Below are 24,106 nucleotides of genomic sequence, written 5' to 3' on the forward strand. Positions count from 1 at the left end.
GTGCGCGTCGGCCTCACCGCGATGCTGACGGATCGATCGATCCGGCCGGACGAGCTGGCGCGCGCCGCCGAGGACCGCGGCTTCCACAGCCTCCTGCTGCCCGAGCACACCCACCTGCCGCTCGTCAGCCGCGACGACCACCCCCTGGAGGGGCGGGTGCCGGACGACTACGCGCGCACGCTCGACCCGTTCGTGGCGCTGGCAACCGCTGCCGGGGTCACCGAGAGCCTCGTGCTCGGCACCGGCATCGCCCTGCTGCCGGTCCGTGACGCCCTGCTGACCGCCAAGGAGGTCGCCACCCTCGATCACCTCAGCGGCGGTCGGGTCGTCCTCGGCGTCGGCGCCGGGTGGAACCTCGCTGAGCTGGCCGACCACGGCATCGACGTGGCGACCCGTCGGGCCCGGTTGCGCGAGCAGGTGGCCGCCATGCGGTCGCTGTGGCGCGACGAGGTCGCCACCTTCACCGGTGATCACGTGTCGTTCGAGCCGAGCTGGGCGTGGCCGAAACCCGTCGCGGGTGGTGTGCCGATCTGGCTCGGTGTCGGTGCCGGAACGACGGGGCTGGCGGACGTCGCCGCGTTCGCCGACGTCTGGGCGCCGCACGGCGCATCCGGCCTGGTGGACGCGCTCCCGCGCCTCGCCGCCGCGTGCGAAGCGATCGACCGTGACCCCGCGACGGTCCGCACCGTGCCCGTCGGAACCCGCCCGACGGCCGGCAAGCTCGACCACCTCGTCGACCTCGGCATCGACGAGGTCGTGGTCCTGCTGCCGGACGTGCGCCGTGACGCCGCGCTGGCCGAGCTCGAGCGGCTAGCCGACCTGCTGACCGACTGGCGCGGTGCTGCACCCGCGCCGACCGACGAGCGCGCCCGCGCGGCGACGTCGCCGGTCGACCCGCATGCTGCCCCGGTGGGGGCGAGGAGGAGCACGACGTGACCACCCAGCGCGAGCACACCGTCCAGGGCGCCATCGTCATCCCGGAGGCGGCCGCATCCCGCGACCACCACGGCATCGCCGAGATCGACCACGCGGTGGACATCGTCGCCGCGAACGCGAGGCGGTGGACGCGCACCCCCATCGCCGACCGTCGTCGCCTCCTCGCCCGGATCATCGACGACACGATGTCGGTGGCCGAGGCGTGGTCCGTGGCCGGTGCGGAGGCCAAGGGCATCGAGCCCGGCACGCCGGCGTGGGGGGAGGACGTCGCGACCGGTCCGATGCAGCTGGTGCGGCACGCCCGGCTGCTCGACCGCACGCTCGAGTCGCTCGAGCAGACCGGCGAGGTCGGCCTGCCCGGCCCGCCGGTGGTCCGGCCGGACGGTCAGGTCACGGTGCCGGTCTTCCCGACCTCGCTGCTCGAGCGCGCGACCTACGTCGGGCACACCGCCGACGTGTGGCTCCAGCGCAGCGTCACCTCGCCCGAGCAGGTGCGCACCGCGCTGGCGTACCGCAGCTGGTCGGATCCGAAGGTCGCCTTCGTCCTCGGTGCGGGGAACGTGTCCTCGGTGGGTGCCTCGGACTGCCTCTACAAGCTCTACAACGAGGACCAGGTCTGCGTCCTGAAGATGAACCCGGTCAACGAGCACACCGGACAGTTCGTCGAGGTCGCCATCCGGGCGCTGGTCGAGGAGGGGTTCGTCCGCATCATCTACGGCGGCGCCAAGGAGGGTGAGCACCTCACCAGCCACCCGAAGGTCGACACCATCCACATGACCGCCTCGGACAAGACCCACGATGCGGTCGTGTTCGGCACCGGTGAGGCGGGCGCGCGTCGCAAGGCCGAACGCACGCCGCTGATCGACAAGGAGGTCACCTCCGAGCTCGGCAACGTCAGTCCCGTGATCGTGGTCCCCGGCCCCTGGAGCGACGACGACATCGCCTACCAGGGCAAGTCGATCGCCTCGATGCTGGCGGCCAACGCCGGGTTCACCTGCGCCTGCCCCCGCGTGATCGTCACCCACGGTCGGTGGAACCGGCGTCGCGCGTTCCTCGATGCGTTCCGGCGCGCGCTGGCCGAATCGCCGCAGCGTGCGGCCTACTACCCCGGGGCGCGCGACCGGTGGCGCTTCTTCTGCGACGCCTACCCCGACGCCGAGGTCTACGGCCGCAGCAACGGCGACCCGGTCCCGTGGACCTTGCTGCCCGACCTCGACCCGACCGATGCCGACCAGCCCGCCTTCAACGTCGAGGCGTTCAACGGCGTCCTCGGCGAGGTGGCGCTCGAGGCGCCGCTCGACGTCGGGGCCTACCTCGACGCGGCCGTGGACTTCTGCAACGACACGCTCTGGGGCACGCTCGGGGTGACGCTCATCGTGCACCCGAAGACGTTGCAGAGCCCCGGTATCGCGGCGGCCTTCGACCGGGCCATCGCCAACCTGCGGTACGGGACGGTGTCGGTCAACGCCTGGGCGGCCACCGGGTACGGCCTGACCTCGACCCCGTGGGGGGCGTTCCCCGGCCACCCGCTGCACGACATCCAGTCGGGCCGCGGGGTGGTGCACAACACCTACATGCTCGAGGACGTCGAGAAGGCCGTCATCCGCGCACCGTTCAAGCTCGGCAAGAAGCCGCCGATGTCGTACGACTTCTCCACGTTCGGCGAGATGTCACGGCGACTGCTGCGGGCCGAGGCCTACGGCGACTGGAAGCAGCTGCCCGGCATCGTCCGCGACGGCATCAAGGCCTGAGCCGCCCGGGTCGGGCTGGCGGCCGCCGGCTACGCCGGGGCCACGGTGGCCGTCTCGACCATCGTGGCTCCCAGCGGCACGCCGCGGGCGGCGTCGCGGGCCTCCCCGGCACGGACCATCGCCACCGCCGCGAGGATGCACGCGAGGATGGCGAACCCGAGCGTGAGCCAGGCGACGCCGGCGGTCGCAGGTCCCGGCGGCCGCGTCGGGCCAACCACGGAGTCGCCCTTCGAGCGTTCGCCCCGTCGCCGCTTCTCCGGTTCCGCTTCGTCGTACCACGACCGGTCGCTCACCGGTGACCCCCTCCATCGGTGGTGAGAGCATGGCAGACCGGGTCCACCGGTGCATCAGAGTCGTTCCGACCGGGCCGGTGGGCTACCTGGTCGTGGAGGAGGGCCGATCGCCTGCTCGACCGCGGCGCCGACACCCTGCCTACCCGCCGAGGGTGTCGGCGAGGTGTCGTGCGAGCGGCCACGCGCCGGTGGTGGTGTTGGCCACGACGGTGTGGGTCGTGCCCGCCTCAGGGTCGTGGACGCTGCGGAACGAGACACCTGTGTCGCCACCCTCGAGGATGACGGCGGATCCCGACGCGGCGAGCCAGAACCCGAGGCCGTACCGCTCACGGTGCTCGGGCGGGTCGGAGCGTGGCCTGACCATCTCCTCGACCCACGCCTGCGGGACGACGCGCCCCGAGGTGAAGCTGGTCCACAGCGCGTGGACGTCGGCGACGGTGGTGTGCAGTCCGCCGTCACCGGTGCCGCGGACCGGCAGGTGCAGGACGTTGGTGCGTAACCCGTCGGCCCTGAGGTACCCCCGGGCGGTGCGGTCGTCCGGCTCGTCGGAGCGCAGGAACGCGGTCTCGCTCATCCCGGCGGGCAGGCACACCCGGCGGTCGACGAGCTCGTGGAACGGGGTGCCGGTGACCCGTTCGGCGAGCAGCGCGAGCACCACGTAGCCGCTGTTGCAGTACGAGAACCGCTCGCCTGGCGAGAACTTCGGTGGGCGCCTGTCGAGCACCGGGAGGTGATCCTCAGCCGTCGCCAGCCGGTGGACGGGCACGTCGAGCAGGTAGTCGTCGAGGTCGAGGTCGTCGTCCTCGTCGATGTGGTCGCCGATACCCGAGCGGTGGGCCAGTAGGTGCTCGACGGTGACGTCGTCACCGATGAGCGGCAGGTCGTCGCCGAGGATCTCGCGAGCCGGCGTCGCCAGCGCGAGTCGCCCCTCGTCGATGAGGCTGACCACCGTGAGGGCGGTCAGGCCCTTGGTGCCGCTCGCGATGCCGAAACGGGTCTCGGGCGTGACCGGGATCCGGTAGGCCCGGTCGGCGTACCCGTAGCTGGCCAGCAGCTCGGTACCGTCCGGCCCGTCGACGCGCACCACGCCCGAGAACCGTGTCTCGGCCGCGATCTCGTCGATGGTCCCCCAGAGGTCCGGCATCGTTCGACGCTAGCCCGCCCGGCCTGGGGTGTCAGCCGAGGGCGCCGGTCGCCCTCAGCGCCTGCCGCCGGTCCTCGTCGTAGCCGAGGCCGGCGAGGACCTCGTCGGTGTGCTGGCCGATCTCGGGCGCCTTCGCCGGCGGGGGGATCTGTTCGCCGATGAACCGCACCGGGAAGGGCAGCATGTCCGCGCCGTGCTGCTGGTGGGGCAGCAGCGGCAACCGGTCCTGGAACTGCGGGTCGTGGACGACCGTTCGAGGGGTGTTGACCGGCGCGATGGGCGTGTCCACCTCGCCGGCGAACGTCAGCCACTGCTCGCACGTGCGGGTCGCGAAGATGTCGCGCAGCTCGGCCTGCAGCTCGCGGTTCCCGCGGGCGTGATCGGCGTAGGTCGACCCGGGCCAACGCTCGAACAGGTCCAGCCGACCGACGCCCTCGCAGAAGTTGCGCCAGAACGCCTGCTCGGAGGCCATGAACAGGACGTGGCCGTCCATCGCGGCGTAGATCTGGTACCGGACGCCCTCGCGCATGCCCGCGGTCCCCGGGGCGCGGCGCTCGTAGTCGTCCGCAGCGTTGCCGGTGACCTCGCTCTCCGGCCGCTCGTAGGCCAGCCAACTCTCCGATCGGTACCAGTCGGTGTACGCCGCGGCGTCGGACTGGGCGACGTCCAGCGCGCACCCCTCACCGGTCTCGCGCGCCCGGATCACGGCCGCCAGCACGCCGACGGCGCCGATCACCGGCCCGACGTTGATGCCGAGGGAGACGTGCTCGGGGATGTAGGTGAACCCCTCGTCGTCGACCGCCGGATCGACGATGCCCGCCCAGGTGTCGTACGCGATGCCGTGGCTCGGGAGGTCCGCGTACGGACCGGTCATGCCGTACCCGGAGATGGTGCAGAACACCAGCGCCGGGTTGATCGCCCGGAGCTGGTCGAACCCGAGCCCCCGCCGGGCCAGGGCACCGGGGCGCATCGCCTCGATCACGACGTCGGCATCGCGGGCGAGGTCCTCGAACACGGCACGCCCCTCGTCGGTGCGCAGGTCGAGCGTGATCGAGCGCTTGCCGCGGTTGACGTGGAGGTGCAGCAGGGACGTGCCTTCGATGATGGGCCAGGTCATCGACCGCACGTAGTCGCCCTTCGGCGGTTCGACCTTGATGACGTCGGCGCCGAGGTCGGCGAGCGCGGTGGTGATCGCGGCGGGCCCCAGCATCGAGGCTTCGACGACGCGCACGCCGGCGAGCGGTGGGCGGGTGGGCACGAGCTTCTCCTCGACGGCCTCGGTCGGCAGGCTAGCCTGTATCTGACGGGTCGTCAGGTTCTGTGGGAGGGCTGAGTGACCGACCATCGTGGGAGGACCGCCGGGAACCTCTTGCCGGCGCTGACCGTGCCGGGGCTGGTCGCGTGGGCGGCCGACCGCTTCGGTGACGGCGAGGCGCTGGTCGACGCGGCGGAGCGCGGGGGCGCCGCGGTCCGGTGGTCCTGGCGCGACCTGCACAGCGAGGTGCGCCGCGCCGCCGCCGCGCTGATCGCCGCCGACGTCGCCCCCGGCGACCGTGTCGCCATCTGGGCGCCCAACATCCACGAGTGGGTCGCCGCTGCCCTCGGTGCGTTGACCGCCGGCGCGACGCTCGTGCCCTGCAACACGCGGTACAGGGGCCACGAGGTCGGTCACCTGCTCGAGGTCAGCCGCGCCACGTGCCTCCTGACCGTGACCGGGTTCCTCGGGGCGGACAACGTCGCGCTGTTGCGCGACGCCCGCGGCGAGGCCGACGGTGACCGCCCCGTGGCCACGCTGCCCCACCTGCGCCGGATCGTGGTCCTGCGCGGCGAGGCGCCTGCCGGCACGACGGCGTGGTCGGACCTGCTCGCCGAGGGCGCCGAGGTCGACACGGCTGAGGTCGAGCGCCGGGCCGCGGCGGTGGCGCCGGACGACGTCTCGGACCTGATCTTCACGTCCGGTACCACGGGGAGCCCGAAGGGCGTCATCGCGACCCACGGCCAGACCGTCCGGGTCTTCACCGAGTGGGCGGACCTCGTGGGCCTGCGCGCTGACGACCGCTACCTCGTGGTCAACCCGTTCTTCCACACCTTCGGTTACAAGGCGGGCATCGTCGCCTGCCTGCTGACTGGCGCGACCATCGTCCCGCACGCGGTCTTCGACCCCGACGCGGTGCTCGACCGCATCGCGGCCGAGCGGATCAGCGTCCTGCCCGGACCGCCGACGTTGTACGCGTCGCTGCTGGACCACCCGCGCCTGGCCGAGGTGGACCGCTCGTCGCTCCGCCTCGCCGTCACCGGTGCCGCGACCATCCCGGTGTCGCTGATCGAACGGGTACGTGACGAGCTCGGCTTCGACACCGTCCTGACCGCCTACGGCCTGACCGAGGCGACCGGCGTGGTGACCGTGTGCCGTCGAGGCGACGACGCCGAGACGGTCGCGACGACCTCCGGCACGGCCATCCCCGGTGTGGAGGTGCGGGTCGTCGACGAGGAGGGCCGCGACGTCCCGACCGGCGAGCGCGGCGAGGTGGTCGTCCGCGGCTACAACGTCACCCGGGGCTACTTCGAGGACCCCGAACGCACCGCCGAGACCATCGACGCCGACGGCTGGCTGCACACCGGTGACGTCGGGATCCTCGACGAACGCGGCTACCTCGACATCGTCGATCGCCTCAAGGACCTGTTCATCGTCGGCGGCTTCAACGTCTCACCCGCCGAGGTGGAGGACGCCCTGCTCGCCCACGAGGACGTCGGGCAGGTCGCCGTGGTCGGCATCCCGGACGAGCGCATGGGCGAGGTCGGGTGCGCGTTCGTGGTCCCGGCCCCCGGTCGCGACCCGGACCCCGAGCGACTCGTGGCCTGGAGCCGCGACCGGCTCGCCAACTTCAAGGTGCCTCGTCGCGTCGAGGTGGTGGCGGCCCTGCCCGTCAACGCCAGCGGCAAGGTGCTCAAGCACGAGCTGCGCGACCGCGCGGTGACGATCCAGGAGGCGGACGCGTGAGTCCCACGACGACCAGCGAAGCGACGACGCAGGAGGCCTACCTGCGGCAGCTCGGCCTCGGGCCGGTGCAGCTCGGCAGCATCCTGTTCACGATGACCGATCCGCATCCGGGGTGGGAGATCGCCTACAACCGGTGGTACGAGCGCGACCACTTCTACGACGGCTGCATGGTCGGCGAGCACAACTTCGCCGGGGCCCGCTTCGTCGCCCCCCGGCCCTACAAGGATCTGCGCCACGTGGTCCCTGGTGCCCTCGCCCCGGATGCGCTGACCGGCTCGTACCTGTCGCTGTACTGGGTGCTGGCCGGCAAGCGGCAGGAGTGGAACCGGTGGGCGTACCGGCAGTTCCGGTGGCTGCACGACAACGACCGCATGTTCCCTCACCGCGACCACGTGCACACGCTGCTCTACGACCACGACGAGGCCGTCTACCGCGACGAGGATCCCGTCCCGGCGGCGCTGGCGCTCGATCACCGCTACGCCGGGCTCGTGGTGACCGTCGCCGACGCGGCGGCGGGGACCCCGCGGGCCGAGGTCGACGTCTGGATGCGTGACACCTCGATCCCGAGCCTGCACGACGGGGGACCGGTGGCGATGACGCTGTCGTTCACCGGCATCCCGCTGCAGGTCGATGCCGAGGGGGTGGCGAAGAACGATGGCAGCGAGGGACGGGTCCTGCACCTGTCGTTCGTCGAGACCGACCCGGCCGAGGTCTGGGCCGAGCGGTTCGCCGGCCGACCCGCGGCGCTCGAGGCCACGGGCCTCGGGCGCATCGTGTGGCAGGGTCCGTTCATCCCGACGGTGCCTGGGACCGACCGCTACACCGACCAGCTGTGGTGACCTGACATGGACCTGTCCTACACCGCCGACGAGCTCGCGTTCCGCGACGAGCTCCGCGCGTGGCTGGCCGCGACCCTCCCGGACGTCCCGGCGCCGCCGGACGTCGATGACTGGGCTGGTCGGCGTGCCTACGACACCGCGTGGCAGCGGCGCCTGTTCGACGCGGGCTACGCGGGTCTCGACTGGCCGCAGGAGGCGGGTGGCCGGGCCCTGTCACCGACCGAGCACCTGATCTTCCTCGAGGAGACCGAGCGTGCCGGCGCGCCGTACGTCGGGGTCAACTTCGTCGGGCTGCTGCACGCTGGGCCGACCCTCGCTGCGGAGGGGACGGCCGAGCAGCGTGCTCGTCACCTGCCCGCGATCCTGCGGGGTGACGAGGTGTGGTGCCAGGGCTTCTCCGAACCCGACGCCGGCTCCGACCTCGCGTCCCTGCGCGCCCGCGCCGTCCGCGACGGGGACGAGTACGTGGTGACCGGCCGCAAGATCTGGTCGACGTTCGCCCACGTCGCCGACGTCTGCGAGCTGCTCGTCCGCACGGACCCGGACGCACCGAAGCACCGGGGCATCTCGTGGCTGATCTGTCCGATGGACGCGCCGGGTATCGAGGTCCGCCCGCTCGAGACCATCGCCGGATCGTCGGAGTTCTGTGAGGTCGTGTTCGACGAGGTCCGGGTGCCCGTCGAGCACCGCGTCGGTGAGGCGAACGACGGCTGGCGCGTCGCGATGGTCACGTTCTCGTTCGAGCGTGGGACGGCGTTCGTCAGCGAGCTGCTCCAGACCCGTCAGGCCGTGGCCGCGCTGACCGAACTCGCGCGCGAGCTGCCGCTCGCCGGCGGGGGGAAGGCGTGGGACGACGGCGGTGTCCGGCGCGAGATCGCCCACCTCGCCGCCGAGTTCGATGCCCTCTGGGCGTTGACCAAGCGCAACGTCACCCAGGCCGCCAGGACCGGCGCACCGGGCATCGGTGGCTCGGTCTGGAAGCTGGCGTACTCCGAAGCGCGCCACCGGCTCGGGGACCTGGCGATGCGGCTGCTCGGTCCGGCCGGACTCGCGCTCGACGATCTCGGTGACGTCCCGGGAGGCGAGCATGTGCGTGGGTGGTTCCACGCGATGTCGATCTCCATCGCGGCGGGGACGTCGCAGATCCAGCGCAACATCGTCGGGGAGCGCATCCTCGGTCTGCCGAAGGAGCCGCGGTGAACTTCGACCTCGACGAGACCGAGCTGGCGCTGCAGCAGGGCATCCGCGGGCTGTACCGCGGCCGCTTCCCTGTGGAACGCCTGCGTGCCACCGAGGGGCGCGTCGACCGGGACCTGTGGCGTGAGCTCGCCGAAGCCGGGGTGTTCTCGCTGCGGCTCCCCGAGGCCGACGGCGGAACGGGCGCCCGGGTGACCGATGCGGCGGTCGTCTTCGAGGAACTCGGGCGAGCGCTGGTCCACGGTCCGGTCCTCGGTACCCACCTGGCCGCCGGGCTGGTCGACGGTGCCGCTGACGGCGGCGCCGTGGTCGGGCTCGTGGAGGCCGAGCGATCACCCCTCGTCGTCGAGCACGCGGACGACCTCGATGCGCTGCTGGTCCTGCACCGGGGCGAGGTCACGGTCACCGACGCCGCTGGCCTACCGACGCAGGCAGCACCGCGGCCGCTCGACCCGCTCACGCCGGTGTCCCACGTCACCGGTCCGCTCCCGCACGGCACGGTCGTCGGCGACGCCGCCCTCGCCCGCCAGCTGCGCCGCACGGCCGCGGTCCTGCGGGCGGCACAGCTGGTTGGACTCGCCGGGACGGCGATGGATCTGGCCGTGCGCTACGCCGGTGAACGTGAGCAGTTCGGGCGTCCGATCGGTGGGTTCCAGGCGATCAAGCACCTCTGCGCGGACATGCTCGCCCGTACCGAGGTGGCACGGGCCGCCGTCCACGCCGCGGCGGTCCACCTCGGCTCGCCGGACGATGCCGAGCTCGGTGATCTCGATCGTGCGATCGCGGGAGCGGTCCTGCTGGCGGGGGAGGCGGCGAAGCGCAACGGGAAAGCTGGGATCCAGGTCCACGGCGGGATGGGCTTCACCTGGGAGGTCGATGCCCACCTGCCGCTGAAACGCGCCGCCGTGCTCTGCGCCCTCGACGGTGGTCTCGACGCGCAGGCCGAACGGGTCGCCGCCACCCTCTGAACGGGCGCCGCGCCCGTCCCGGACCCCACGTGGACGGAACCAGCGCTGCGCTCGGACGCCGTCACACGGCGGTTGTGCCCACCTTGCCGCGGTGCTGGAGCGCCTCCGCTGAGGCCGTCACGACGGCAGTTCCTGGCTCCTGGCAGCCAGGAACTGCCACGGGCACCGGCTCATCCGCAGGCGTCGGCGGCAACTTCTGGCGCCCAGCAGCCAGGAACTGTCACGGGCACCGGCTCATCCGCAGGCGTCGGCGGCAACTTCTGGCGCCCAGCAGCCAGGAACTGTCATGCAACGCCCGGTCTCACTACCCGACAAGACCGTCGAACGCCCGCGTAGGGTGAGCCGTGGTGGGCCGTACGCGCTCACCGTCGCGTCGGCGATGGCCGACTCAGCTCTAGTCGGGGCCCGGATCGTCGACCCCGAACAGCTCGGCGTACAGCTGCTCGGCCAGGCGCGCTCCTTCCTCGTGAGCGCTACCGACTCCGCCCTGGAACGCGGCTCATCGATGAGCCCTCGCTCGTGAAAGCCGTCGGTTGCTTGCCACGGGATGGTCTTCCACGCCTGCCAGCCGAACCTGTCCCGGTGCGCGTTGCGGTGCATCAGCGCGAGCACGGCGGTTGAGGTTGCCGGACCGACTTCGGACTGCCAGCGTTGCACACCACGAGGCAGTCCTAACGACGCGAGGGGTCCAGTCCCAGCTCCAGCTGTAGCGACGTCACGAGGGTGGCCCAACTGCACGGAGCCGCGCGAGAGGGGAGACGCGAGCGAGCGCACGGCAGAACATCAGACGCGTGCCGCGCCTAGCTACTCCGGCGGTCGTCCCTGGTCGGTGGCGATGTCGGCCAGCGCGCTCAGGGCTGAGGACTCCACGAGCTCACGCAGCCGGGCTCGCCGGTACCCGCCGGTCACGACGACGATGACCTGCCCGTCGACGGCCGAGCACAACACGGCCGGGCCCCGGGTCGTACGAACCAGCAGCGCGAGATCGCCAGCCCACCAGCCCTCGGAGTCGACGGCCGCTCCGGACCCGCTCGCAGCGTCGGCCGCGGAAGTCCGCTGCCATCCTCCCCGGCGATGAGCCTCGTAGAGATCGGCATCCCGGTCGCGGCTGCCGAGCACGGCGAGCAAGCGTGACACCAGCTCGCGCTTCACCCTCACCGAGATGCGGGACACGTCGATCTCGAGCGTCTCGTGTGGTTCGGGGAGACCGAAGCCACGCAGCTCAGCTCTGTTGGGTACAGGGTTCACCCGCGGAGGGCCGGCGTAGTGGACCCAGCCCACCGGACCGTGTGCCGTGTCGGTGACCCGCTCGTTCGGACGGTCGTCCCTGTCAAGCGGCTGCCACCGCCACCAGCGCCGGACCAGTTCGGGCCGCTTCGCGGTGGCGAGCCGATAGCTGGCAGCTGGCGTGGTGATCCGGATCGCACCCGGGATGGCTGACTCGATGATCAGGCTTTGTGTGTCCGGGTGGTAGTCCACGCCACCGACGATCACCTGGTCGATGCGCTTGGGATCCTCGGTGTGCACCGCAGCCGCGGGGTCGACCGCGAGCACGAAGGGGAACCGGGCTCTCAGCGCGCGTGACCAACCGAGCCGGCGCACAGGGGGCTCCCACACCGACTCGACGAGGCCAGGCACCACGGCCACCGCCCCGATCAGCTCGACCTCGCTGAGACTGACGTCCGCGTCGTGGAGCCAGGCGGCTACGCCGTCGGGCGAGACGTACTGGAAGCGCCATCCTCCGTCGACGTCGCTGACCAGCCCGGCCATCGGCGCGTCGGGAAGGGGCTCGGTGAGCCACTGCACATCGAGGATCTCCGGTCCGAGCCACGACCTGAGGTCGTCCTCGGTCTCCGCCCAGATGTCCCACCCGTCGGAGGGGCCGTCGCGCACGTCCCGTTGCGTCAGCATGATGTGCCAGCCGCTGCCAGGATCAGCTTCCTCGACGTCGACGTACGTCCCCGCCGGAACCCCCGGGTACTCCCGACGGGTCAGACCCACTCGGCCTTGGAGGCCTGATCCACCCACCAGCCTCCCTTCCGATCGCCGGGATGCACGAAGGGCCGAAGCCTGACACATCCGGTGCGCGACCGTTCGCACATCCCACGATGCTCCAGGAGAGCATCGGCGTCAGCTGAGCGCGGGACCGTCGGGAGACATCGACCTCCACCTCGATCTGACGATCACAACGCTCGATGACAGGCTCTCGATGGCTGCCAGCGTCACTGAGGGGGGTCACCATGGTTGCGTGGCTTCCTCGCGCCCTCCCGCGCGCTCGGGTAGTAGCCAATGCCCGCCCACGGACCACCCGAGAAACCGACGTCCCTCCCCGTCGATCGCAACTCCTCGTGGGCTGAAGCGGCCTCCGTGGAGAACATGGCCCAGACCAAGGACGGCTGGGAGGAACCGCTGACGCGCGCCCTCGGGTAGTCCGTCGAACCGCTGGGACAAGTGCTCCCAAGCGCGGCGTTGTTCGGGCTCATCGACGAGACTGAGGAAGTAGATCGCTTGTCGCCACGCATAGGCCGCGTTCTTCGTTGTTTGGAGCGAGGCCCGAGCGTTGACGAAGGGAAGCGACATCTGATCCAACACCCATGTGAACGACCGGCAGGCAAGATCCACTGCATGTTCTCGGAGCCGGGGTTCGATCCCGAGGGCATCGGTGAGTACTGCCAGATTGTGGGTTGTCAGGATCTGGCTCTGCTCGATGACAGCGCCATTGGACGCGATCCAGCTTCGCTTCGGGTCGAAGCCCGCCTCCTCCGCACGCTCACGGCAGCGAGCCGCGAAGTGGTCGGCCGGCGTGGGTCGGTCGTGTTTCCTCCGGAACCAAGCAGTTGTACGCCGAGTGGGACTGTCGTCAGGCCAAGCCGTTGCGTTCGGTAGGTCGTAGTACCGCGCATACAGTGAGCCGGAGAGACGCGTGCTGGCGAGTCTGGCCGCCGCCACCCACTTCTTGGTGAAGCTCCCCATGAATATGTCGGCGGCGACCTCCTCCACGAGGGGAACCTCAAGGTCGGCGCGTTTCGCTAGCGTCGAGAGCTCACTGACGAGCGGGTTCGGGAGGATCGATTGGGGGAAGCCGGTCAAGGCCAGGACCGTAACCTGTTCCAGGGTCGCACGTGCGGCATCGGCGGCCTCGCGAGCGTCGGGCCGCATGGGGATCGCTGCGACCCAAGGCAACTCGTCGATCTGGACTTGATGCTGATAGTCGAGCAGGAGGAGGCTCCGTCGCCGCCGAAAGGCGCCGTACAGCTGCCGGTAGAGCTCGCGTAGCTCACGAGACTCGATGTTCTCTGCCATCACCTGACTGGTGACCTGTGGCAGCACTGTGGCCAGGACTTCTGACGACGTGATGATGCCCTCGTCGATGAGATCCCGGATCGGCGCTTCGACGGCACGCCGTGTCTTCGTCACGAGGTACCGCGGGATCTCCGTACCCGGTGGCAGGTGCGAGGACTCCTCGTCCTGGATGGGATCGTCCACCACCTCGGTGCTTGGGATGCCACGAGCGGGGGGGAATCGCTCCAGGCGATCAGCTAACACCTGGGCGATGTCGACGTGGTCGGGCTGGTTCGCGTTCGCGAGCTGATGCCTTCGCAGTTCCTCGCGCTCCGCTGAGCCAGGGATCCCCGTGCTACTGAAGGTGTTGGCGAGGCAACGACGTATCCATCCGACATCGCGAGGTGAGAGGTCCGAGCTGTCTGTCGGGCACCGCTCGAGCAATGAGGCAAGACGTACGTAGTTGGCCTTCGGATGATGGTTCTTTCCGACGAGCTCGTTGTCCCGAGTGGCCGTCCGATGGGACTCGAGCCAAGTGGCTCGCCGGTCCTGCCAGTCGCCGGGCCAGAGCTGGCACGGCCACCCGCCGACGACGATGTGTTCGTCGCCTTGTGGCTTCAGGCTCGGCAGCGGACCCTCCACGGTGTCCGCCCACAGTCGGACGAGATCGTCGAACAATGGGTTCCACGTGAGTATCGTGGCCTTCATCCGCGCGATCTGGTCGGGCTGTTCGCGTTCGCGTAGGTGAGCAGCCACCTCATGGGCCGACCTCAGCCTCACCGTCGCGCCGACGTCTTCGAACGCGTCTGCCCTCACGGGCGCTAAGCGGAGCCGATGCATCCAGGGACGGAGTTCCGCTGTGAGGTCGAGGACTTCCTCATGCCGGTCGTGCTCGAGCAGCCAAGCCACCACGAGTAGGGCGCCATCCTCCGGGAGTTCGACGCGGTACCGACCGTTCGTGAGAAGCTCACTCAAGTAGGCGAGTCCATCGTCGGTCAGGTACCAGAGGTTCAAACGCTCCCGAGGGCTCGTGACGCCGGTTCCAACCGGCGCTTGCTCGAGCAACTCCATTTCGTTGGACTCGAGCGGAAGCTCTGCAGCCAGGTTCCCGGTCGCGAACCCACCATGGACGACCTCGAGCGTCACCCACGCCGGGGTATCGGCGACCGGTGTGCGTGATCCCACCGCCAAGGACCCGTTCACCATCCCATGGAGCACCTGCCGCCATCGATCAGCCTTCGCCTCCGCTCGCGCGCGGGCGTCAGCATCTGGGTTGCTCATCGCCTGTGCCAGCGCGCGGGCAAGCTGCCCCATCGGGTAAGCGCCCGAAGCCTCTGTCCGATCCTCAGCCAACTGTGTCCCCCTGCAGAAGACCTGGAGGCGAGGTTCGAACTCGCGCCAACCCGGTGACAGCCGGGTGCTCGAGTGCGAGCTACTCCAGGGATCCGGGCAGCGCCGTTTCCAGCAGCAGACATGGAGGCAGGATTCGAACCTGCGCCCTCCCGGTCCGAAGCCGGGCGATCTACCGCTGATCTACTCCATGGAGGCCGCAAGTGTAGTGGTTCGTGGAGTCACCGGTGCGGGTGCTCTCCTGAGTTGGGACTGCCTCCCTCACTGGGCCAGCACGACTCCGAGTACGAGCATCGAAAGGATGCCGACCAGGAAGGCGACAACGCCCAGCCAAGCGGCGTGACGCCGACGAGGGAGTGCTCCGCCGCGCGCCGCACGAGCGATGAGCCCCTCGGTGCTGAACGGCCCGGTGATCTCCCCCATCGTGCTGTCGGTCGGCCAGCTGTCGAACGGGTCATCACGCACCTCGGCGGCGCCAGGCGTCGTGTCTGACCAGGGATCGAAGTCGTCGTCGCCTGCACGCATGTCCGCCCCGCCAGCAGCCGGAGGCTGAGTGTGCCCCGGTCAGGGGCGGGCCGCCCGAAGTCCTCGAGAAGATCCACTCACTGGTTGCGCTATCAGCCGAAGACGACCGACGTCCCCGCGAACTGATCGTGCAGGCCGCGCCGCCCGTCGCGGAGGTGGATGGTCGCCGCGATCGCTACAAGGGCAACGAAGTACAGCGGGACACCGACCACCGGCACGTACCCGATGAGCAGCCAGGCGTTGCGCTTCGCTGCGGCAGCTACCGACGGCGCGGCACCGTCTCCGCCGAACACGCGCAGTCCACACACCCGCTTCCCGACCGTCGAGCCGGTCTTGGCCTCCATGATCGTGAAGTAGGCGAAGGCGGCCAGCGGGATCAGCAGGATCCAGTCGACCTCCGGCCAGAGGAACAGCAGAGGCAGTACGACCACCACCACCGGAACGCCGTGGACGAACTGATCGAGAAAGCGCGCCGCGAGCCGAACGAGGAGCGGAGCCGGACCGCCAGCTTTCGATGGCCAGGGCCCGGCCGTCCAGGGGGGATCGCCTCCGACCTCGCTCCGTGCGTCACTCATCTCTGTGCCTCGAGGTCGGGTCCCACCAGCGGTGGTCGCGCAGCACCCTATCGGCGAGGTTCGGCCCGGTCTGACGTTGCTACAGGCCGTAGCGGGACGGGGTCCGCATCACCCAGCAGTACCAGCCGTGACCAGCCATGCTGGTTCCTGGCTCCTGGTGACCAGGGAACCGCTGGTCACCGGCCGTCGGAGGGCGGCGCGGTCGACACGGGGTCGGTCCCGAGGACCGCGGCCTCCGGCCAGTCGCGAGGTAGGTCCAGCAGCTGCGCCGTGCGCTCCCACAGGCCGCGAGCCAACGCGTCGTCCTGCGCAGCACGTGACGGTCGGGCCACCCGTCGTCCGTCGAGGTAGGCACCGGTGATGCCCTCGAGCTCGGATGCCGTGGCGAGGTACAGCGGGGCGCGGGCACCGACCTCGGGTCCGGGGAAGACGGGGCGTGCGATCGTCAGCAGCGTGCGCAGCAGGCCCCGGCTGTCGCCGTCCTGGCCGAAGCCCGACCGGATCGTGCCGGGGTGGCAGCAGTTGACCGTGACGCCACTGCCCTCCAGGCGCCGGGCCAGTTCACGCGTGAACAGGACGTTGGCGAGCTTGGCCGACGCGTAGACCTGCAGGGCACGGTAGGGGCCCCGGGTGTTCTGGAGATCGTCCAGGTCGAGGCGCCCCTCGCGGTGGGCGAGCGAAGCCAGGACCACGATCCGTGCCGGTGCGCTGGCCGCGACCAGGCCGAGCAGCTCGGCGGTCAGCAGCGTCGGGCCGAGGTGGTTGGTCGCGAGGGTGGCCTCGAACCCGTCCGGGGTCGTGGTGCGTTGGCCCACCATCCGTCCGGCGTTGTGGATCAGCAGGTCGAGGCGGTCGTGGTCCGCCCGGAAGCTCGCCGCCGCTGCCCGGACGGAGGCCGGGTCGGCGAGGTCGAGCACCAGCGCGCTGACCCCACCTCGGGCCACCTCACCGAGCTCGTCCGCGACCGCGGCGCCACGCTCCGCGTCCCGGCTGGTCAGGACCACCGTCGCCCCTGCGCGCGCGAGGGCGGTTGCCGTCGCGCGCCCTATGCCGGTGGTCCCGCCCGTGATCAGCGCGGTCCGCCTCGTGAGATCCGGCAACGCCACGGGGCCACCCCGGCGCCACCGCAGCACCCCGGCGCTGAGGCCGGCGGCCGCTGCGCTCATCGTCACGACCGCGGCGGCGGTGGTCACGACGGGGTGGCGCTGGCGTCGGGTCACCCGAACCGGGCCTGGAGGTCGTGCTTGAGGACTTTGCCCGCAGGGTTGCGGGGGAGGGCGTCGACCAGCTCGAGACGTTCGGGCAGCTTGCGCTTGGTCAGGCCCTCACCCAGCAGGTGATCGCAGAGGGTGGCGAGGTCGAGCTCGACCGCGCCGCCGGCCCGGTCCTGGGTCGGGACCACCACGGCGCAGGCGATCTCGCCGGCCTCGTCGTCGGGCAGCCCGATGACCGCGACGTCCGCGACGGCGGGGTGACCGAAGAGCAGGTCCTCGAGCTCCTTGGCCGGGATGTTCTCCCCCTTGCGGATGATCACGTCCTTGAGGCGGCCGGTGATCGTCAGGTTCCCCTCGGCGTCGAGGCGGCCGAGGTCACCCGTGCGGAACCACCCGTCCTCGTCGAAGGCCGCTGCGTCGAGGGCCGGGTCGAGGTAGCCCGGGGTGATCTGCGGCCCCTTCGCGCGGACCTCGCCTTCCTCGCCCGTCGCAGCCTCGTGGCCATCCAGGGTGACGAGGCGCAGCTGCACCCCAGGGGTGGCACGCCCCTCGGTGGTGGCCAGCAGCTCGTCGTCGTCGGTCGCGTGCCCCATCGTGAGGATCGGCGCCTCGGTCAGCCCGTAGCCCGACACGATCCCGGCGCCGCCGAGCTCGGCCTTGATCGCGTGGTGCAGCTGCGGCGGCTTGGGCGAGCCGCCGCCGGGGAAGGTGCGCACCTGCGGGAACAGCCGCTCACCCTCCGGCAGCGCACGTTGTGCGGCGAGGTAGGTCTGGTGGAAGTAGGTGCCCGATCCGGCGTGGGTCACCCCCTCGCGGCGCAGGAGTTGGACCGTGCCGTCCGGGTCGAACGCCTCGTCAACCAGCAGCACCGATCCGGTGGCCAGCGCGGCCCACAGCCAGGTCTGACCGCCGATGTGGGTGAACGGGAAGATGAGCGCGCTGCGGTCGTCCTCGCGCAGGCCGAGCCCGAGGGACATCCCCGTCGCCGACGCGCGGATCGCGGCGTCGGTGTGCTGGGCACCCTTCGGGTCGGCGGTCGTGCCCGAGGTGTAGAACAGCCAGCGGACCGGGAGCTCGTCGCCCGCCGAGGTGAAGGGTGGTGCGGACGCGCTGTCGCCGCGCGGCAACCGGTGTCCGGTGTCGTCCCCGTCGCGACCCGCGACCAGCACCGTCGCGTCGAGATCGGCCGGCAGCAGCTCGCGGACCATCGCCTCGTAGTCGAAGCCGCGCCACACGGGCGGCACGATGACCAGTGCCGGTCGTGCCTGGCGGAGGATGAAGCCGACCTCGCGGTGGCGGTAGATGGGCAGGATCGGGTCCTGGACCGCGCCGAGCCGTGCGAGCGCGCCGACCAGCTCGATCGACTCGATCCAGGTCGGCAGCATCCAGGACACGACCGTGCCTGGCCCGACGCCCATCTCGGCCAACCCGGCTGCGACCTCGAGCGCGCCGTCACGCAGCTCACCGAACGTCCGCGTGCGCCCGACCTCGTCGACCAGGGCCTGGGCGTCCGGGGTCGCCGACGCGCGCGCGTCGAACAGCTCCCACAGCTCCCGCGCATCGTGCACCGGGGCCTCCCTCCTCGGCGGATCGGGGCACCATACCTGACGCATCGTCAGGAACCAGTGGCGGCCGTGTCCTCGTACGCTCCGGGCGACCGCACACCCTCGGAGCCCACCGTCGAGACCCGCACGCTCCCACCCACGGAGGCTGGCCTCGCGGAGGCTGGTCGGTTGCTGCGTGCCGGGCGCCTCGTGGCGTTCCCCACCGAGACGGTCTACGGCCTGGGAGCGGACGCGGCCGATGCCGACGCGGTCGCGCGCACGTTCACCGCGAAGGGTCGCCCGGCGGACAACCCCCTCATCGTGCACGTCGGTGGGCTCGGCGACCTGGACGGCGTCGTCCACGAGGTGACGCCGCTGGCCGTACGGCTGGCCGACCGGTTCTGGCCCGGGCCGCTGACGCTGGTGCTCGCCGCGCACCCGAACCTCCCGCGGGTGACCACCGCGGGCCTGGACAGCGTGGCCGTCCGCGTCCCGGACCACCCGGTGGCTCGGCGCCTCCTCGCCTCGGCCGGTGTGCCCGTCGCCGCGCCGTCGGCGAACCGCTCGGGGCGCCCGTCGCCGACGTCCGCCGCGCACGTCCTCGCCGATCTCGCGGGCCGGATCGACGCCGTCGTCGACGGTGGACCGTGCACCGTCGGGGTCGAGTCCACCGTGGTGGACGCTCGCGGCGAGGTGCCCCTGATCCTGCGCGAGGGATCGGTGACACGCGAGGACCTCGGGGTGGCACTGGACGCCGCCGGCGTGGGCAGCCTCGACCTCGACGCGTCCCCGGGCACCCGCCACCGCCACTACCAGCCGGCCTGTCGGGTCGAGCTCGCGCCGGCGGGGACGGGCCCCGACATCGCGCGCCGTCTGGCCGCCGAGGGTGCCCGGGTCGGTCTGATCGCTCGGGGTCAGGCGCCGGGGAACGTCGTCGAGGTGGCCCGGTTCGACACGGCCGAGCAGTTGGCGGCGATCCTCTACGGCGCGCTGCGGGACGCGGAGCTGGCCGCGGTCGACGTGGTGGTCGTCGAGGAGGTCGCCGACGTCGGGATCGGCCGCGCCCTCATGGATCGCCTCCGCCGCGCCGCGGCCTGACGGCGCCGGGCCGGCCCGCCGCGCGACACCAGCCCGCGGCCCACGCGACCTGCCTACGCTGCCATCGAGGGACCCAGGAGGGGCGGTGAGCCGGTGCTGCTACGCCGACGAGTACGGACAGCACTTCACCGCGGGTGCGGCGCGCCGGCAGGCTCGCCGCTTCCAACGTCGGGGTCTGCGGGGCACGGCACGGACCCTGGCGGACGGTATCGAACGGACCGGCCTGGCCGACGCGTCGGTCCTGGAGGTGGGCGGCGGGGTCGGTGACCTGCAGGCGCACCTGCTCCTGGCCGGGGCGGTGCGGACCACCAACGTCGAGCTGTCACCGAACGCGGAGGCCGCCGCCGAGCACCTGTTCTCGACGCTCGGGCTGGCCGACCGGGTCGACCGCCGGGTCGGTGACTTCGTCGAGGAGGCGGTGCAGCTGCCCGCGGCCGACCTGGTCGTGCTGCACCGCGTCATCTGCTGCTACCCCGACTGGGGCGCGATGACCGGGGCCGCGGTCGAGCGCACCCGCCACGCCATCGGCATCACCATCCCCGTGGACCGTCGCCGGACCCGCGCCGTCATCGCCGTCGGGAACCGCTACCTGGCGCTGCGCGGCCTGCACTTCCGGGCGTACGTCCACCCGGCAGCTGCCGTGATCGACGTCATCGAGCGGGCCGGCTTCGAGGTCGTCCTCGACCGGTCGGGCCTCGTGTGGCGGACGGTGGTCCTCCAACGGTGCAACGGCACCCATACCTGACGGACCGTCAAGTACGGGCTAGCGTCGACGCGACGACCGTGGGGGGCGGTGGCGTGGGCGAGGCGACCGTGCGGCTCGATCGGGACGGGCCGGTGGCGATCATCAGCCTCGATCGGCCGCAGAAGCACAACGCAGCCGACGATGGGCCCGCGGTCTCGCCGGCGTCGGCACCCTGACCGCCTGACCGGGGGCGCGGCAGTGAGCCAGGACGTGCGGCGTGCTCGGCTTCGGAGACGCGACCACGAGGTCACGGTGCCCGCCACCGATCCACCCGACGCGCGGCAGGACGCCGCGGAGGAGCCGGTGGCCTACGGCCGCCGGTGGCTGATCGGCGTCTTCCTCGTGGTCGGGATCTACGCGGTGGGGCTCGGGGTCGTCGGCATCCGTGACGCCCTGGACGCGCTCGCCCAGGCGAGGTGGCTGCCGCTGGCTGTGGCGCTCGTCCTCGAGGCCATCACCGTCGGGACCCTGGCGATGGTCCACAAGGTCAGCGCGCTGGCGGTCGGGGCGCACCTGCGCTACCGGGAGGCGCTGAACCTGTCGATGGGCGCCTTCACGCTCAGCCACACCCTGCCCGGCGGCGGTGCGGTCGGCGGCGCCTTCGTCGTCCAACGGCTGCGTCGCGCCGGACTGGACGATCCCAGCGCCGCAGCGTCGATCGCGCTCACCGCGACGCTCGCGACAGCCACCATCACCGGTCTGGCAGCGGTCGGGATCGCTGTCGCCGTCCTCGATGCGACGCTGCCAGGACGCGTCCTCGCGCTCGTCCTCGCCCTGCTGGTCGGGCTACTCGGCGCGGCGATCGGTGTCGTGGCGTTGCTGCGGTCGCCGAAGGTCCAGGACCGGCTGCTGTCGTGGCTCAGCGGGCTCCACCGCCGGGTGCGGGCGCGGATCGACGACTGGGCGGCGTCGCTGCGCTCGTTGCGCGAGGCGCCGCCGAAGGCCGGGGACCTGGCTCGGATCGTGGCGTGGTCGGCCGTGAACTGGTCGGTGGACATCGCCGCCCTGTGGTTGGTCTTCATCGCGCTCGACCAGCCGGTCACCCTGTCGGTGCTGTTGATCGGCTTCGGTGTCTCGCAGATCGGCGCGGCCATCCCGCTCACCCCAGGTGGCGTCGGGTTCGTGGAGAGCGGCATGGTGGGCGCCTTCGTCGTCCTCGGCGTCCCCGCGCCGGTCGCGACCACCATCGTGCTGGCCTACCGGGTGCTGGCGACGTGGCTGCCCTCGCTCGCGGGGGTCCTCCCGCTGCTGCGACCGCCGCCGGTGCGCGAGCAGGCCGCACCCGATGCCGGCTGAGCTCAACCTCGACGTCCGCGCGCTCGCGCCGAGCGGCGGCGGGTGCGGGAGTCCCGGCGGGTTCACGTCTCGTCGGCCGCGGTTCGGGTCACCACGAGGGCGTCGACCGCGACGCAGCCGTCGGGGCGGGCCACCAGGGGGTTCACGTCGAGCTCGAGGATCTCGTCGTGGAGGTCGAGTGCCAGCCGCTGGACGGCCATGACCGCGTCGACCAACGCCTCGAGGTCCGCCGGTGGGCGTCCCCGGGCACCGGTGAGCAGCGGCAGGCCACGGACCTCACGGATCATCCGGTGGGCTTCGTCGCGGTCGAACGGTGGGACGCGGAAGGTGACGTCGCCGTAGACCTCCACGGCGATCCCGCCGAGCCCGAACACCACGACCGGTCCGAACAGCTCGTCACGGACCACGCCGAGGATGGTCTCGGTCCCGCCCGTCACCAGCTCGCACACGAGCACGCCGTCGATCTCGTCGGGCGGCGCGTGCTCGGTCGCGACGGTGAGCAGCTCGGTGGCGACGGCGCGGACCTCGTCGTCGCCGGCGACCCCGACGCGGACCAACCCGAGGTCGCTCTTGTGGGCGATCGCCGTCGAGCTGATCTTCAGCACCACCGGGCCGCCGAGGTCGCGCGCGGCTGCCACGGCCGCGTCGGCGTCGGCGCACAGCGTGTCGCGGGAGACCGCGACCCCGTACGCCTCGAGGACGGCCTTCGACGCGTGCTCGGTCATCGTCCCCGCCGAGAGCGACCGGCGTGCGACCGCGGCGGAGGGGGACGGGTCGCGGGGGAGCTCGGTGAACGGCGAGCGTCGCCGGGCCAGGAAGGCGTGGTGGTCCCGCCAGGCTCGGAGGGCCGTGAGGCACCCCGGGACGGTCCGGAACACCGGCAGCCCCGACGGCAGCAGCACGTCGCGGTAGGCGGGTTCGTCGCCGACCGGTGAGCCCCAGACGACGCAGACGAGCTTGTCGGTGCGTGCGGCGGCCTCGACCAGGTGGCGGGACATGATCTCGCCGAGGGGTGAGAACGAGCCGGGCATCGGGACCACCAGCGCCCCGATCGCCGGGTCGTCGAGGATGGCGTCGATGATCGCCCGGCCGGCCGTCTCGTCCATGGACGGCATCCCACCCGAGTCCACCGGGTTGGAGACCCGCAGGAACGGGGAGATGTGTTCGTGCAGCCGGGCCTGCGTCTCCGGCGACAGCTCGGGGACCGTCAGCCCGGCCGCCGTGGCGAGGTCGGCCGCGTGCGCGCCGGTCCCGCCCGAGATCGAGTAGATGGCGATCCCGTCCGCGACCGGCCGGGACGAGCGGGCGAGCAGCACGGACACGTCGAGCAGTTCGTCCAGCGCGTCGACGCGGATGACGCCGGCCTGACGGAGCGCCGCGGACGTGACCGCGTCGGACCCGGCGAGGTGCCCGGAGTGTGACTGAGCCCACGACCTGCCGAGCTCGGTGCGTCCCACTTTGACCACCACGATGGGCACCCCGTGCTCGGCGGCCCGGTCGGCGGCCAGCAGCAGCGTGCGTCCGTCCGCGAACCCCTCCACGTACGCGGCGATGACACCGACGTCCGGTTGAGCGGCGAAGTACGCCGCGAAGTCGGCGAACTCGAGGTCGACCTCGTTGCCCGTGGGAGCCCAGTGGGACAGACCGACCCCGAGCTCCTGCGCCTGGTAGATCGGCCGTCCCTGGTGGCCGGACTGGGTGATCAGCGCGATGCGGTCACCGCCGACACCGGGGGAGAAGTGCTGGAAGCTGCCGAGCGTGGTGTTGGGGCCGAGGACGTGCAGCCGGCCGTCGGTGAGGAGGCGGGCGACACGTTCCTGCCGGTCGGCGCCGCCGTCCCCCGATTCGGCGAAACCGGCCGGGAAGAGCACGGCGAACGGCGCGCCGATCGCCTCGGCGTCCTCGAGGACCGGGACCGCGGCGGCGGCGGGGACCATCACCACCACGACGTCGACCTCGCCGGGCACCTCGTGCAGCGATGGGTAGCAGCGCAGACCGCCGACCTCGTCGCGCTTGGGGTTGACGGGCACGACCTCGACGTCGGCCCCTTCGGCCCAGGATCGGAGCATCCGCAGGTTGAGCGCGGCCTGGCTGCCGTCGGTGTCCGAGGCCCCCACGAACGCGATGCGGCGCGGGTGGAAGAAGCGGTCGAGGTCGACCTCGCGCAGGGCGAGGGGGCGGCCGGTCACGTCGGTCGAGCCGCCGGTCACGTCGACCGGTGTTCCGGTGGGCGCAGCTGCCACGGTCCCGTCCCTCTCCCGGCTCGAACCGCTCCGAACCTGATGGTCCGTCAGGCTAGCGCCTCATCTGACGGGTCGTCAGGTTCCGTGCTAGCGTCGTGTCGGTAC

At 71.6% G+C, this 24,106-nt stretch carries 21 protein-coding genes and 2 tRNA genes; 10 read left to right on the forward strand and 13 right to left on the reverse strand.

Annotated features, from left to right (window positions below; genetic code table 11):
- On the forward strand, positions 1-936 hold the full coding sequence (locus tag NITAL_RS12515; RefSeq protein WP_211262381.1) for a TIGR03619 family F420-dependent LLM class oxidoreductase: 936 nt from the start codon (positions 1-3) through the stop codon (positions 934-936).
- Positions 933-2,687, forward strand: a complete 1,755-nt coding sequence (locus NITAL_RS12520) for an aldehyde dehydrogenase family protein (RefSeq protein ID WP_052666509.1) — start codon at positions 933-935, stop codon at positions 2,685-2,687. The genes NITAL_RS12515 and NITAL_RS12520 overlap by 4 nt, the downstream gene beginning before the upstream one ends.
- 29 nt (positions 2,688-2,716) lie before the next feature.
- Here NITAL_RS12520 and NITAL_RS12525 read toward each other — a convergent pair whose 3' ends face one another.
- The 3 genes from NITAL_RS12525 to NITAL_RS12535 all read right to left on the reverse strand — a co-directional run bounded on the left by NITAL_RS12525 (position 2,717) and on the right by NITAL_RS12535 (position 5,382).
- Positions 2,717-2,980 (reverse strand): hypothetical protein, encoded by a 264-nt coding sequence (locus NITAL_RS12525; protein WP_052666510.1) that lies wholly within the window; start codon positions 2,978-2,980, stop codon positions 2,717-2,719.
- A gap of 139 nt (positions 2,981-3,119) precedes the next feature.
- Positions 3,120-4,124, reverse strand: coding sequence for a serine hydrolase domain-containing protein (locus NITAL_RS12530; RefSeq protein WP_052666511.1), 1,005 nt, complete (start codon positions 4,122-4,124; stop codon positions 3,120-3,122).
- A 31-nt stretch (positions 4,125-4,155) separates the two neighbouring features.
- A complete protein-coding gene (locus NITAL_RS12535) occupies positions 4,156-5,382 on the reverse strand; it encodes a CaiB/BaiF CoA transferase family protein (protein ID WP_211262382.1) in 1,227 nt (408 codons plus the stop codon).
- A 75-nt stretch (positions 5,383-5,457) separates the two neighbouring features.
- Between NITAL_RS12535 and NITAL_RS12540 the strand changes: the two genes are divergently transcribed.
- Genes NITAL_RS12540 through NITAL_RS12555 form a run of 4 tightly spaced genes read left to right on the forward strand, consistent with a single transcriptional unit; the run spans position 5,458 to position 10,129 of the window.
- On the forward strand, positions 5,458-7,125 hold the full coding sequence (locus NITAL_RS12540) for a FadD3 family acyl-CoA ligase (protein ID WP_052666513.1): 1,668 nt from the start codon (positions 5,458-5,460) through the stop codon (positions 7,123-7,125).
- Entirely contained in the window at positions 7,122-7,964 is an 843-nt protein-coding gene (locus tag NITAL_RS12545; RefSeq protein ID WP_052666515.1) for a hypothetical protein, read from the forward strand. The genes NITAL_RS12540 and NITAL_RS12545 overlap by 4 nt, the downstream gene beginning before the upstream one ends.
- Before the next feature lie 6 nt (positions 7,965-7,970).
- Positions 7,971-9,164, forward strand: a complete 1,194-nt coding sequence (locus NITAL_RS12550) for an acyl-CoA dehydrogenase family protein (protein ID WP_052666516.1) — start codon at positions 7,971-7,973, stop codon at positions 9,162-9,164.
- Positions 9,161-10,129, forward strand: a complete 969-nt coding sequence (locus NITAL_RS12555) for an acyl-CoA dehydrogenase family protein (RefSeq protein WP_052666518.1) — start codon at positions 9,161-9,163, stop codon at positions 10,127-10,129. Before NITAL_RS12550 ends, NITAL_RS12555 begins: the two co-directional genes overlap by 4 nt.
- Before the next feature lie 234 nt (positions 10,130-10,363).
- Here NITAL_RS12555 and NITAL_RS29595 read toward each other — a convergent pair whose 3' ends face one another.
- From NITAL_RS29595 to NITAL_RS12600, 9 genes are all read right to left on the reverse strand, one after another.
- Complete coding sequence (locus NITAL_RS29595; protein WP_425413692.1) at positions 10,364-10,729, reverse strand: DUF6429 family protein; 366 nt, start codon at positions 10,727-10,729, stop codon at positions 10,364-10,366.
- A gap of 204 nt (positions 10,730-10,933) precedes the next feature.
- Positions 10,934-12,130 carry a hypothetical protein gene (locus tag NITAL_RS12565; protein ID WP_052666521.1) on the reverse strand — a complete coding sequence of 399 codons (1,197 nt, stop codon included), beginning with the start codon at positions 12,128-12,130 and terminating at the stop codon, positions 10,934-10,936.
- Positions 12,131-12,364: 234 nt separating this feature from the next.
- Complete coding sequence (locus NITAL_RS12570; RefSeq protein WP_211262383.1) at positions 12,365-14,764, reverse strand: hypothetical protein; 2,400 nt, start codon at positions 14,762-14,764, stop codon at positions 12,365-12,367.
- Positions 14,765-14,783: 19 nt separating this feature from the next.
- A tRNA-OTHER gene (locus tag NITAL_RS12575) sits at positions 14,784-14,853 on the reverse strand.
- 29 nt (positions 14,854-14,882) lie between these two features.
- Positions 14,883-14,954: transfer RNA gene (locus NITAL_RS12580), tRNA-Arg, on the reverse strand.
- Positions 14,955-15,022: 68 nt separating this feature from the next.
- A complete protein-coding gene (locus NITAL_RS12585) occupies positions 15,023-15,286 on the reverse strand; it encodes a hypothetical protein (protein ID WP_052666523.1) in 264 nt (87 codons plus the stop codon).
- A gap of 92 nt (positions 15,287-15,378) precedes the next feature.
- Positions 15,379-15,861: an RDD family protein gene (locus tag NITAL_RS12590; RefSeq protein ID WP_083441520.1), complete on the reverse strand. Its 483-nt coding sequence runs from the start codon at positions 15,859-15,861 to the stop codon at positions 15,379-15,381.
- Between the two features lie 176 nt (positions 15,862-16,037).
- The gene (locus NITAL_RS12595) at positions 16,038-17,054 is read right to left on the reverse strand and encodes an SDR family oxidoreductase (protein ID WP_211262384.1); all 1,017 of its coding nucleotides are present in this window, start codon (positions 17,052-17,054) and stop codon (positions 16,038-16,040) included.
- 23 nt (positions 17,055-17,077) lie between these two features.
- Positions 17,078-18,643, reverse strand: coding sequence for a class I adenylate-forming enzyme family protein (locus NITAL_RS12600; protein ID WP_052666533.1), 1,566 nt, complete (start codon positions 18,641-18,643; stop codon positions 17,078-17,080).
- A gap of 66 nt (positions 18,644-18,709) precedes the next feature.
- On the opposite strand from NITAL_RS12600, the gene NITAL_RS12605 reads away from it, so the two are divergent.
- The 4 genes from NITAL_RS12605 to NITAL_RS12615 all read left to right on the forward strand — a co-directional run bounded on the left by NITAL_RS12605 (position 18,710) and on the right by NITAL_RS12615 (position 21,758).
- Positions 18,710-19,717: an L-threonylcarbamoyladenylate synthase gene (locus tag NITAL_RS12605; protein ID WP_052669650.1), complete on the forward strand. Its 1,008-nt coding sequence runs from the start codon at positions 18,710-18,712 to the stop codon at positions 19,715-19,717.
- An 85-nt stretch (positions 19,718-19,802) separates the two neighbouring features.
- Positions 19,803-20,462: a class I SAM-dependent methyltransferase gene (locus tag NITAL_RS12610; protein WP_052666535.1), complete on the forward strand. Its 660-nt coding sequence runs from the start codon at positions 19,803-19,805 to the stop codon at positions 20,460-20,462.
- A 53-nt stretch (positions 20,463-20,515) separates the two neighbouring features.
- A complete protein-coding gene (locus NITAL_RS29205) occupies positions 20,516-20,638 on the forward strand; it encodes a hypothetical protein (protein WP_281175532.1) in 123 nt (40 codons plus the stop codon).
- A gap of 76 nt (positions 20,639-20,714) precedes the next feature.
- A complete protein-coding gene (locus NITAL_RS12615) occupies positions 20,715-21,758 on the forward strand; it encodes a lysylphosphatidylglycerol synthase transmembrane domain-containing protein (protein WP_052666537.1) in 1,044 nt (347 codons plus the stop codon).
- A gap of 62 nt (positions 21,759-21,820) precedes the next feature.
- On the opposite strand, the gene NITAL_RS12620 is transcribed toward NITAL_RS12615, so the two are convergent.
- Entirely contained in the window at positions 21,821-24,001 is a 2,181-nt protein-coding gene (locus NITAL_RS12620) for an acetate--CoA ligase family protein (RefSeq protein ID WP_211262385.1), read from the reverse strand.
- Positions 24,002-24,106 lie beyond the last annotated feature (105 nt).

It is taken from the genome of Nitriliruptor alkaliphilus DSM 45188 (assembly GCF_000969705.1).
Taxonomy (GTDB): domain Bacteria; phylum Actinomycetota; class Nitriliruptoria; order Nitriliruptorales; family Nitriliruptoraceae; genus Nitriliruptor; species Nitriliruptor alkaliphilus.

Coding starts and splice junctions, on each gene's coding strand:
- NITAL_RS12585 (WP_052666523.1), bottom strand. CDS start 15,286: ATGCGTGCAGGCGACGACGACTTCGATCCCTGGTCAGACACGACGCCT.
- NITAL_RS12590 (WP_083441520.1), bottom strand. CDS start 15,861: ATGAGTGACGCACGGAGCGAGGTCGGAGGCGATCCCCCCTGGACGGCC.
- NITAL_RS29595 (WP_425413692.1), bottom strand. CDS start 10,729: ATGCACCGCAACGCGCACCGGGACAGGTTCGGCTGGCAGGCGTGGAAG.
- NITAL_RS12530 (WP_052666511.1), bottom strand. CDS start 4,124: ATGCCGGACCTCTGGGGGACCATCGACGAGATCGCGGCCGAGACACGG.
- NITAL_RS12550 (WP_052666516.1), top strand. CDS start 7,971: ATGGACCTGTCCTACACCGCCGACGAGCTCGCGTTCCGCGACGAGCTC.